Annotated in this window: 7 protein-coding genes; 3 read left to right on the forward strand and 4 right to left on the reverse strand. The window is 70.2% G+C overall.

All coding sequences use genetic code 11. From position 1 onward, the window contains the following. Nucleotides 1-146: 146 nt before the first annotated feature. Nucleotides 147-899 (forward strand): lysophospholipid acyltransferase family protein, encoded by a 753-nt coding sequence (locus tag D7V88_RS33055; RefSeq protein WP_120544609.1) that lies wholly within the window; start codon nucleotides 147-149, stop codon nucleotides 897-899. 78 nt (nucleotides 900-977) lie between these two features. On the opposite strand, the gene D7V88_RS33065 is transcribed toward D7V88_RS33055, so the two are convergent. Together D7V88_RS33065 and D7V88_RS33070 are read right to left on the reverse strand one after the other, a co-directional pair. Beyond that, complete coding sequence (locus D7V88_RS33065) at nucleotides 978-3,143, reverse strand: glycosyl hydrolase family 18 protein (protein WP_120544604.1); 2,166 nt, start codon at nucleotides 3,141-3,143, stop codon at nucleotides 978-980. 388 nt (nucleotides 3,144-3,531) lie between these two features. Continuing rightward, nucleotides 3,532-4,539 (reverse strand): fatty acid desaturase family protein, encoded by a 1,008-nt coding sequence (locus tag D7V88_RS33070; protein ID WP_158625209.1) that lies wholly within the window; start codon nucleotides 4,537-4,539, stop codon nucleotides 3,532-3,534. 399 nt (nucleotides 4,540-4,938) lie between these two features. Here D7V88_RS33070 and D7V88_RS33075 point away from each other — a divergent pair, with 399 nt between their 5' ends. Both D7V88_RS33075 and D7V88_RS33080 read left to right on the forward strand, forming a co-directional pair. Further along, nucleotides 4,939-7,569: a response regulator gene (locus tag D7V88_RS33075; protein ID WP_120544606.1), complete on the forward strand. Its 2,631-nt coding sequence runs from the start codon at nucleotides 4,939-4,941 to the stop codon at nucleotides 7,567-7,569. Continuing rightward, on the forward strand, nucleotides 7,566-8,708 hold the full coding sequence (locus D7V88_RS33080) for a THUMP domain-containing class I SAM-dependent RNA methyltransferase (protein WP_120544607.1): 1,143 nt from the start codon (nucleotides 7,566-7,568) through the stop codon (nucleotides 8,706-8,708). Before D7V88_RS33075 ends, D7V88_RS33080 begins: the two co-directional genes overlap by 4 nt. Before the next feature lie 67 nt (nucleotides 8,709-8,775). On the opposite strand, the gene D7V88_RS33085 is transcribed toward D7V88_RS33080, so the two are convergent. Then, a complete protein-coding gene (locus tag D7V88_RS33085; RefSeq protein ID WP_120544608.1) occupies nucleotides 8,776-10,374 on the reverse strand; it encodes a sensor histidine kinase in 1,599 nt (532 codons plus the stop codon). A gap of 301 nt (nucleotides 10,375-10,675) precedes the next feature. Then, nucleotides 10,676-11,183, reverse strand: a 508-nt coding sequence (locus D7V88_RS33090) for a TIGR02266 family protein (RefSeq protein ID WP_120544610.1), incomplete at its 5' end; no start/stop codon positions are given.

Consider the following 11,183-nt stretch of genomic DNA (forward strand, 5'->3'; position numbering starts at 1 on the left):
GAGGACGGATGGGCAGGCGGGCAGGGGCAGGCTTCAGCAAGGGCGCTGACCGGCCCTGGCGGGCAGGACTACATCTTCAGATGGACGTGCATCCGTTCCGCCCCGTGTTGCGTGGGGGGGAATCCGGAAAGGGAGTGGGCCGGCGCGTGCTTCGAGTTCTCTTCTTCCTGATGTCGCTCCTGCCGCGCACACCGCGCCGGCACGTCGTGCGCGGGCTGATGCACGCGGTGTGGGGCACGCTGTCCCACGCGAAGGTGTACGGCCTGAAGGACGTGCCGCCGGGGCCCTGCCTCTTCATCTCCAACCACCTGTCCAACGCGGATGGCTTCACGCTCTACCGCGCCTTGCGTCCCCGGCAGGTCGTCTTCCTGGCCGGCGTGAAGCTGCACGGCACGGTGATGACGCGGCTGGCGGCGGAGACGATGGACACCATCGACATCACGCCGAACTCGCCGGACATCGAAGCGCTGCGCCGCTGCGTGGAGCTGCTCAAGGGCGGCCAGTCGGTGCTCATCTTCCCGGAAGGGGGGCGCAGCCGCTCCGCGGGCCTGTTGCAGGCGAAGAAGGGCGTGGGCCTCATCGCCAAGCGCGCCGGGGTGCCCATCGTGCCGGTGGCGCTGACGGGGACAGAGAAGCTGATGCCCATCAACGACTCCGACATGGGCGGCGAGCGGCTCTTCCACGCGCAGGTCACGGTGACGTTCGGCCCCGCCTTCCTCATGGCGGACCTGGAGCCGGAGGTCGCCGGGACATCGGACGCGCGCCAGGCGCTGGTGGACGCGATGATGCGCCGGGTGGCCGCGCTGCTGCCGCCGGAGTACCAGGGCGTCTACGCCGCGCACCCGGAGCCGGTGGAAGCCCCCGCGTCGCCGCCCGCCTCCGCGCCCCCGTCCGCGTAGGCGGCCCCCGAAACGAAGACGGCCGCGCGGGCGACAGGTGCCCGCGCGACCGTGTGCTTCCATCACTTCACCCCACGACTACTGGAGGAACGCCTTCTTCACCTCGGTGAGGAGGGGGTTGGCGCCCGTCGCGCGGTCGATGCAGCCCTGGTTGATGGTCCAGATGATGGTGCCGCCGTAGCCGTTGGCCTTCGCGTACTGGCCCTTGGCCTGGATGGCCTCCGGACCGTCGTACGTAATCCAGCGCACGGTGCCGTCCTCCACGGGCGTGTTGAACGTGACGTAGTTGGCCTGCGCCGCCGTGTCCCACTTGAGGGTGCCCGTCTTGGAGAGTTCGAGGATCTTCTTGTAGGTGAAGGAGTTGTCCCCGCCCACGTAGTCGGACCAGTTGGTGAACGGCTGGCGCGGGCCGGTGATGTTGCGCCACGCCAGGCCGTAGAACGGGATGCCCATGCCCAGCTTCTCCTTGGGGATGCCCGCGTTCACCCAGGCCTTGAGGCTGGACTCCACGGACGTGGGGTGGGTGCCGGACTCGCCCGTCAGCGCGGACGAGAACCACGAATCCCACCCGTCCCAGACGCCAATCATCTCGTAGGACATGATGTTGACCTGATCCATGTAGGCCGCGAGCTGCGGGTACCACTTGAGCTCCGCGTCGGCGCTGAAGTTGTTGTTGATCCACCCGATGGGGAACGTCATCAGCATGTTGGGCCGCAACTGGCGCAGCCGCTGCACGAGCGCGAGCAGGTTCGGCTTGTCCGCCTCCTCCACCGGCTCCCAGTCGATGTCGAGCCCGTCGTAGCCGTGGTCGTCCATCACCTTGAGCAGGTTGGCGACGAACTTCTCCCGGGTCGCCGGTTTGGCCGCGCCCACCCAGCCGGCGTGCTCGCCCGCGCCGCCCACCATGATGATGGCCTTGCGTCCCGCCGCGTGCGCGCGCGTGGACAGCGTCTTCGCCATGGCGGAGCCGTTGGAGTTGTCGAAGATGGCGTTGACGGTGCCATCCGCGTTCGGCGTCACGCGCCCGACGATGATGTGCGTGAGCGCGCTGAAGTCCACCTTCTCCGGCGGGTAGTCATCCGCGTTCCAGCCCGTGTAGTAGCCGGACACCCACTTGTTGGTGGTGCCCACGGGGCCCGTGACGGTGATGTCCGCGATGGCCTTCTTCGTCGGGTCCGCGCTGCTGGTCGCGACGACGTGGTAGCCGCCCGCCGTCTGCGGCGCGGTGTACGTGCCGCTGGAGGTGACGCTGCCGCCCGTGGAGCCCTCCTGCACGGCCCAGGTGACGGCCGTGTTGGTGGCGCCCGTCACCTTCGCCGTGAAGGTCTGCACGCCGCCGCGCGCCAGCGTGACGCTCGTGGGGGTGACGGTGATGCTCACGCCGGTGGGCGCGGTGCGCGTGCCGGACACCGCGGACGAACGGGCGCTCTCACCGACGGCGTTCAGCGCGGAGACGGCGTACCAGTACGTCGTGCCGCTGACCGCGCTGGTGTCCTGGTACGACGCGGACGTGACGGGGGACGACGTGAGCTTCGTGTACGTGCCCGACTGCGAGGCCGCGCGGTGGACGTGGTAGCCCGTGGCGCCCGTCACCGTGCCCCACGTGAGCGCGACGTCGGTGGTGGAGCCCGTGGCCTTCAGGCCGGTGGGCGCGGACGGCGCGGTCGTGCTCGCCGCGAGCCGCACGTTGTCGAAGTACACCGGGGCCAGCGTCTTGCCCGCGTTCTCCATCACCACGAAGCCGGTGAGGTTCCCGCTCGCCGCGCCCAGCGTGGCCAGGGGCACGCGGCACTGCGTCCACGCGTTGGCCTTGATGCTGCCGCCCACGCAGGACGGGTTGAGCGCCACGGGGGGCTTCTGCGACGTGCCCACGGTCGCGTAGACCGCGAGGGCGGGGTTGTTCGTCGCGCCAGGGTTCACCTGCAACTCCACGAAGCCGAAGCCCGTGGTGGGGACGCCCGCGTGGTTCAGGTACACGCCCGTCCACGGCTTGAACGTGGCGGAGATGGAGCGGGTACCGGCGAACACGGGCCGTGTCGCCGCCAGGCTGTGCGTCGCCCAGGACCAGTCCTGCCAGCCGGAGCCCAACGCGTCGTCGTACAGGGTGGTCGCGCTCGCGAGCGCGTCCTCGGATGCCACCAGCGACTCTTCATCGCCCGCGGTGGAGGTGAAGTCGGGAGCACCACCACAACCGGCGTGCACCGCGCCCAACGCCACGAGGAACCCCATGAGCTGCCTTCTCAAGTCTGCTCCTGCTTCGCCAGGTGAAACAGGCGGTGTCGGAGGAACGGCATCCCCTGCTCGCGGCGCGTGGCAGGAAATTCCCCCGGCCGCCTTGGAGTCGCGCCGGAAGTGGCGGACGTACGAAGGGGACCTGGCGATCGAGGCCTAGAAACACCGCGATCGCCGGTCGGCGTTCAAGCCATGGGGTGGGGTGTTTGGGTACGTCTCACGGACGCCAGGCCGGTGCGCGAGGGGACTCGCGGGCGACCGGTGCGTGAATGAAACGCGCCTGGTGTCAGTTCGAAGGGGCGGGCCCTTCCCGCACCTGGAGGCGCTGCATGCGCGCCTCCAGGGGGAAGGACTCCACGTTGCTACACGTGGGAATCCAATCCTGCATCAACGCTGCATTTCACTTCTTCGCGGCCGACGTCATGAACGTCCACGCGCTGCCTTCGCCGGACAGGTACGTGCGGAAGTGGTTCTCCCCGGAGCGGAAGAGCGAGGCCTTCTTGAGCTGCTCGTGCAGTGCGGGCAGGTGGTAGTAGGGCACTGACGGGAACAGGTGATGGGACAGGTGGTAGCCGGCGTTGAAGGGCGCGATGAAGAAGCGCTCGAACCAGGTGGGTGACTCCACGTCCCGCGTCTCGTGCGTCTCATCCGGCGTGGCCGGCGTGAAGGGGTGCTCCACCACCGCGCGGATGCGGAAGGCCACCATCATCAACGTGAGCGACGGCACCGACCACAAGAGCAGGTAGTGCAGCCACCCGCCCGTGAGGGTGAGGAACGCCACCAGTCCCAGCATCCACAGCGTGTAGCGCACCTTCTCCGCGCCCGACGGCGGCGGCCCGCCCTTGCCCATCATCCGGCCCGTGAAGGACCAGGGGATCATGATCTTCAAATGGGAGAGGGTGAAGACGCCCACCATGTCCCCCAGGATCACGCGCGCGGCGCCCCAGCGTGTTCGCGGGAAGATCCACGCGCTGTCGCGCTGCGCGGTGCGCCAGTAGGGGTCCTTGGGTGTGTTCACGTACCGGTGGTGCTCCGCGTGCTCCTTGCGGTAGCCCGCCGTGGTGATGTTCATGGGAAACGCGCACAGCACGTCCGCCAGGAAGTCGTTCGCGAACCGGTTCGTCAGCAGGTGGTGGTGGGACGCCTCGTGCACCAGGCTCAGGAGCGCGTGCTGCCGGGTGGAGATGAACACCGCGGCCACCAACCACGCCCACCACTGGTCCACCTGGACCGCGAACGCCACCGACAGCCCGATGATGATCCACTGGCGCGTCACCGCCCACATTCCGCGAGCGTTGGCCACCACCGACAGCTCCCTCACGACGGCGGTCAGCGACCGGCGTTCGAACATGCGAGAGGTGACCGCTTCCGAGTCATCCAGGGACAACGGTTCCGGAACGGCAAGCATTGGGGACAGACCTCCAGCCGGGCGCAAGCGCTCTGGCTGGAGGCAGAGGGGACCTTCCCCCCAACCCAAGGCGACCCCCTGCCGCGCACCCCGGTCCATGTGGAACTACACCGCCCGGGCGGTAATAATCTCATACCACGATAATCATGAGGTCGGAAATACCCGCCCAATCTTACAGCCAGGACGGATGGGAAAAAGGTAGCGGACCCCGGTGCCGGGCAGGTGTTGGGTGGTGCCCAGTCGGGAGCCCTCCAGGGGGCCTTGCGCACGGGAAGCCCGTGGGTGGCGGCCTTTTGGACGGTGCCCTGGGAGTGTTGTCCGTACACTGGGTTCGAACGCCCTTTCCGCGTCCCGCGGCCCCAGGAAAGGACGGGAGGACCAGGCCCTCCCGGTGAATGGATGCAGGCACCCTTCGACTTCCAGAAGCTCTTCGAGCTCTCCCCCAACCCGTACATGTTGCTGGACCGCGACCTGCGGTACGTGACGGCGAACGCGGCCTACCTGCGGGTGACGGCCAGCCGGCTGGAGGACCTGGTCGGACGCAACGTCTTCGAGGCGTTCCCCAACGACCCGGACGACCCGGCCAACGCCAGCCTGCGGATGCTGCGCGATTCATTCTTCCGGGTGCTGCAGGGGCGGGTGCTGGACACCCTGGCGCTCATCCCCTACCGCGTCCCCCGGCGGACGGACGCGGGCGCCACCGTGGTGGAGGACCGCTTCTGGAGCGCCACGCACACCCCCCTGCTGGATGCGGCGGGCGAGGTGGCCTTCATCCTCCAGCACACGATGGATGTGACGGAGCTGCAGCAGCTCAAGCAGGCGGTGCGCGAGGTGGGCAGCGCCCTCTCTCCAGCATCGGGCACGCAACTGGAGGGAGGGGTGTTCCTGCGCGCCAAGGCCGTGCAGGAAGCCAACCTGACGCTGGATGGCGAGCGCAGGCACCTGCGGCGACTGTTCGAGGTCGCCCCGGGCTTCATGTGCTTCCTGAAGGGGCCCGAGCACGTGTTCGAGCTGACCAACCGCGCCTACCACCAGCTCGTGGGCCACCGGGACCTGCAGAACAAGCCCGTCCGGGAGGCGCTGCCGGAGGTGGCGGGGCAGGGCTTCTTCGAACTGCTGGACGGGGTGTTCACGTCCGGAGAACCCTTCGTCGGCCACGGCATGCGCGTGATGTTGCAGCGCGTGCCCGGTGGTCCGCTGGAGGAAGCGTTCGTGGATCTGGTGTACCAGCCCATCCTGGGCGAGGACGGGCGCGTCTCCGGCATCTTCGTCCAGGGCAACGACATCACCGCGCAGCGGCGCGCCGAGCAGGAGCTGGAGCGCCACCGCGACCACCTGGAAGAGCTGGTGCGTGAGCGCACGCGCGAGCTGGAGGTGAGCGAGGCGGAGCGCCGTCAGACGGAGGCCGCGCTGCGCCAGGCGCAGAAGATGGAGGCGGTGGGAAAACTGACGGGCGGCGTGGCGCACGACTTCAACAACCTGCTCCAGGTGGTGAGCGGCAACCTGCAACTGCTCCAGCGCGACACCGCGGGGGACCCGAAGGCGCAGCGGCGGCTGGAGACGGCGCTGGGCGCGGTGGAGCGCGGGGCGCGGCTGGCCTCGCAACTGCTGGCCTTCGCCCGGCGTCAGCCGCTGGAGCCCACGTCGCTCAACCTGGGCCGGCTGGTGCGCGACATGGACGACCTGTTGCGCCGCGCGCTGGGCGAGGACGTGGAGGTGGAGACGGTCATCGCGGGCGGGCTGTGGAACACGGCTGTGGACCGCAACCAGTTGGAGAACGTCATCCTCAACCTGGCCATCAACGCGCGCGACGCGATGGACGGACGGGGCAAGCTCACCATCGAAGCGGGCAACGCGATGCTGGATGACCATTACGCGCTCCTGCACCCGGAGGTCACCGCGGGGCAGTACGTGCTGCTGGCCATCTCCGACACGGGCACCGGCATGACGCAGGAGGTGATGGAGCGGGCGTTCGAACCGTTCTTCACCACCAAGCCGGAAGGGCGCGGCACGGGCCTGGGGCTGAGCATGGTGTATGGCTTCGTGAAGCAGTCTGGCGGCCACGTGAAGATCTACAGCGAGGTGGGGCACGGCACGTCGCTGAAGCTCTACCTGCCGCGCAGCTTCCAGTCGGCGGTGCAACCGACGGAGGTTCCCATGGGACAGGTGGAGGGCGGCACGGAGACCATCCTGGTGGTGGAGGATGATCCGGCGGTGCGCGGCACGGTGGTGGAGGTGCTCACGGAGCTGGGCTACCGGGTGCTCAAGGCGTCCGATGGGCAGAGCGCGCTCGCGGTCATCCAGAGCGGCCTGCCGGTGGACCTGCTCTTCACGGACGTGGTGATGCCGGGCCCCGTCCGCAGTCCGGAGCTGGCGCGTCAGGCCAAGGCGCTCCTGCCGGACCTGGAGGTGCTCTTCACGTCGGGCTACACGGAGAACGCCATCGTGCACGGCGGCCGGTTGGATCCGGGCGTGAGCCTGTTGAGCAAGCCGTACCGACGCGAGGACCTGGCGCGCAAGCTCCGCGCGATGCTGCGCCAGCGCGAGCAGCGGATGACGGCGAAGGGGTTGAAGGCGCCCTCGCCCCCCGTGCCGGCGGCCGCGGAGCCGCGCGCGGCGGACGGTGAGTTGAAGGGGCCGCTGCGCATCCTGCTGGTGGAGGACGACGCGGACATCCGCGAATCCGCGTGCGAATTGCTCACGGACATGGGACATGGCGTGCAAGCGGTGGCGAGCGCGGAAGCCGCGCGCACGGTGCTGGGGAAGGACCCCATCGACGTGCTCTTCACGGATGTGACGCTGCCGGGGATGTCCGGCGTGGCACTGGCGCGTGAGGCCGTGCGGCAGAACCCGTCGCTGCGCGTCGTCATCGCCTCCGGCGATTCGCGCGCGGTGAACTCGGAATCCGGACCCGAACTGGAGCGCGCGGTGCTGTTGCCCAAGCCCTATGACCTGGATCAGATGGAGCGCGCGTTGGCGCAGGCCTCCGCCGCGCTGACCGGCGCCGTGTCGCGGACGCGTTCCCCGTGACGGACGCGCGCGCCCGAGCGGGCGAAGAAGTCATCTACGTGTCCACGCTGCCCGGGCTGGAGTCCGCGCTGGAGGCGGAGGCCCGCGAGTGCGGCCTGGGTCCCCGCCGCGTGGAGGGCGGCGCCGAATTCGTGGGTCCGCCCGGCCTGTACCAGACGGCGAACCTGCACCTGCGCACCGCGAGCCGGGTGCTCCTGCGCCTGGGCACGTTCAAGGCCCCCACGGCGGACGGGCTGGTGCGCGAGTTGGCCGCGCTGCCCATGAAGGACCTCTGGGATGGGAAGACGCCGCCCCGGGTGTCGGTGACGCTGCACCGCTCCGCGGCGCCGGGACCGAACGTGGTGTTGGAGTCCGCCGCGGTGGCCTGGGGTCTGAAGGAGGTCCAACGCGCGGGGCCGCACCTGGACGAGGAGGGCGGGGCTCCGGGCCTCACGCTGCTCGTGCGCGGGGAAGGGGACCGCTGGACGGTGAGCGTGGACACCTCCGGGGAGCCGCTGCACCAGCGCGGCTACCGGCAGGAGGTGGGGAGGGCGCCCCTGCGCGAGACGCTGGCGGCGGGCCTGCTGGGGCTCGCGGGCTACACGGGAGACGTGCCGCTGGTGGATCCGATGTGCGGCTCGGGCACGTTCCTGGTGGAGGGCGCGTGGATGTCCCAGCGCAAGGCGCCGGGGCTGCTGCGCACGTTCGCGTTCCAGGCGTTCCCTTCCTTCGACAAGGAGGGGTGGGCGCGCCGCCGCGCGGAGGCGGAAGCGGCCGTGCTGGCCGAGCCGCGCGTGGCGATTCGCGGCTATGACATCAACGCGGGCGCGCTGGGGACGGCGCGGCGCAACGCGAAGCGGGCGGGGGTGACGCTGACGTTGGAGCGGCATGACCTGCGCACGCTGAAGGCCCCGTCGGAAGGGCCCGGCCTGGTGGTGGCGAACCCGCCCTACGGCAAGCGCGTGGGCGAGGAGCTGGACCTGCCGGACCTCTACCGCGCGCTGGGCGCCACGTTGAACGGCGCGTTCCGAAGCTGGCGCAAGGCCATCATCATCCCCGACGAGCCGAAGCTGCTGGCCGCGCTGGGGCTGAACGGTGCGCGGACGGTGGATGTGAAGAACGGCGGCCTGCCGTGCCTGCTGGTGCTGGCCGGGCCGTGATGTGCGGGCTGGGCGCCGTCCGCGCCCCGTGCGAATCGCGCGGTGTGGCCCGTGCGCTGCCCGCCCGCTAGAGCGGCAGCACCAGCTCGAAGCGCGCCCCACCTTCGGGCCGCGCGCCCGCGCGCACGGTGCCTCCGTGCGCGAGCACCACGCGTCGCACGATGGCCAGCCCCAGGCCGCGTCCGTTGGCGCGCGTGAGGAAGAAGGGCTCGAAGACGCGCTGCGGATCCACGCCCGGGATGCCCGGGCCCTCGTCCTCCACCACCAGCGACACGCCTTGCGGCACGCGGCGCACCGCCACGCGCACCGTGCCCTTCGCGGGCGAGGCCTGAAGGGCGTTGCGCATCAGGTGCGTGATGGCCAGTTGCAACAGCGTCTCGTCGCCGGAGATGTCCGGCACGTCCGGCGCCTCGTCCACCGCCACGCGCGGGGTGGGCAGATCCTCCCGGCCGTGGAGCTGGCCGATCGCGCGGTGCACCAGCTCCCCCACGTGCACGGGGCGCGGCCGGGGCTCCAGCGGGCGCACCGTGTCCAGCAGGTCGCGCACGATGTCCTCCAGCCGGATGGCCTCCTCCTCCAGCATCTCCACCGCCGCGGCGCCGGAAGGCCCCAGGCGCGATTCGCGCTTGAGCACCGCCACCGTGTTGAGGATGGCGCCCAGGGGGTTGCGCACCTCATGGGCCACCACGCCCGCCGCTTCGCCCAGCGCCGTCAGCCGCTCGCTCGCGACCAGCTCGCCCTGCAACCGTGACACCTCCGCCAGCCGTTCCTCGGCCGCGCGGTGGTGGCGCACGTTCTCCAGCGCCCCGCCAATGAGCTGCGCGAACAACTCCAGCGCGCCGGCGTTCGCGGGCGTCAGCGTGGGGGACTGCACCGCGAGCACGCCGAAGGGTTCGTCCCCCACGAAGATGGGGGCGTCCAGCGCGCGCGAGCCCGGGGGATAGATGGACTGGATGCTGTCCGCCACGTCCGGCGGATGGATCTTCCGGACCATGCCGAACGCATCCGGATGGAAGGCCGCCTTGCGCCGGACGAGCACGTCCGTCAGGTGAGGCATGGCCGACCGGTGGATGCGCACCTCATGCAGGGCCTGCCCATAGAGGCGTTCGGCGATCGCCACGCTCTCCGGCTCCTGGCGCAGCGGCCCGTGGCGCAGGAAGTCGCCCTCCAGCAGCATCACGGACACGTAGAAGCCCTGCCGGTGCACCGCCTCCACCGCCAGCTCCAGCACCGCCGTCTCATCCCGGCAGCGCAACAGCTCCGCCGCGGTGGAGACCAGCGCGGTGGACAGCCTGCGCACCGCGTCCCCGCCCTCGGCGTCCAGCAGCAACACGAGCTGCTCTTCCGGCACCCGGCCCGGTGCGTGGAGCAGCGTCAGCAGGTGCTGACGTCCGTCCGCGCCCCGCATCCGTCCCCAGGTCGGTTGCTCCGGCAGGGGCTCGCCGCGCGCAAGGGCCCGCGCGAGCGGCTCCACCCAGGCAATCTCATCCGGACTGAAGCGGGCGCTGAACTCCAGGATGGTGGGCAGCTCGCCTTCGCGCAGGCCCAGCATCGTTCGGAGCGCGTCGTTGGTGAACACCAGCCGGTCGCCTCGCACGACGAACAGCGGCACCGGCAGCACCTGGAGCAGGCCGTCCAACGTGGCGGGCGGAGTGTCGGTGCTCATCGCGATACCCGCTGGATGACGCCATCCGCTTCCCTGGCCGCCCGCCGCGTTGGATCGGGCGTCCACGAGGCCCGGGGCAATCGTCGCGCGCCGGGTCCGTAGGAAGAGGGGAAGGCACTGATGATTGGAGAGAACACCATGAACTTCTCGAACGAGCTGGACCGCAGGGACCTGGAATTGAAGTCCGTCATGGCGGTGATGGTGGCCTTCGTCGCCATGAGCGCGGTCTTCCTCGGGCAGTTGTTCTGAGGCCCTTCTTGTAACCTGACTCGCGGCCCGGTTCGCGGCCCGACTTGCGACGTCAGGGCTTCTTCGGTCGGCGGACGTACTGCTGGATGAAGTCGCGCTCCTCCGCGCGCAAGGCGCTCAGGCGCAACCCGTAGCCGCGCGGGTTCTTGCCGTCCTCCAGGGAGTTCTCCCAGATGACGGAGCTGCGCAGCGTCATCACGCGCTCCGGCTCATCGAAGCGCAGCGTCAGCTCCACCTGCGTCCCCAGTCGCAACGGCCGGTCCGTGCCGATGAAAAGACCGCCCGACGACAGGTTGATGATGCGGTGGTCGGTGAAGATGCCCGTGTTCTTCATCGTCACCCGCACGTCCGCGTGCAGCCGGTCGTCCGAGCGCCGCTCCAGCCCCACGAACTCCGCGCTCGAATACGACGGCGCGGGGCTCGCCACCGGAGCACGCCGGACCGGAGCCGGAGGAGGCGGCGCGGGCGGCGGCGGCGCGGGAGGAGGCGGCGCGGGAGGTCGCGCCGACGGGGTCATCACCGGAGGCGGACGCGGCGGCGCGGGCGGCACCGGCGCCGCC

Source organism: Corallococcus terminator (assembly GCF_003611635.1).
GTDB lineage: Bacteria > Myxococcota > Myxococcia > Myxococcales > Myxococcaceae > Corallococcus > Corallococcus terminator.

What these genes read in the sequence shown, in the direction of transcription:
- D7V88_RS33070 (WP_158625209.1), bottom strand. Translation starts at nt 4,539, where the DNA reads ATGCTTGCCGTTCCGGAACCGTTGTCCCTGGATGACTCGGAAGCGGTC.
- D7V88_RS33075 (WP_120544606.1), top strand. Translation starts at nt 4,939, where the DNA reads ATGCAGGCACCCTTCGACTTCCAGAAGCTCTTCGAGCTCTCCCCCAAC.
- D7V88_RS33085 (WP_120544608.1), bottom strand. Translation starts at nt 10,374, where the DNA reads ATGAGCACCGACACTCCGCCCGCCACGTTGGACGGCCTGCTCCAGGTG.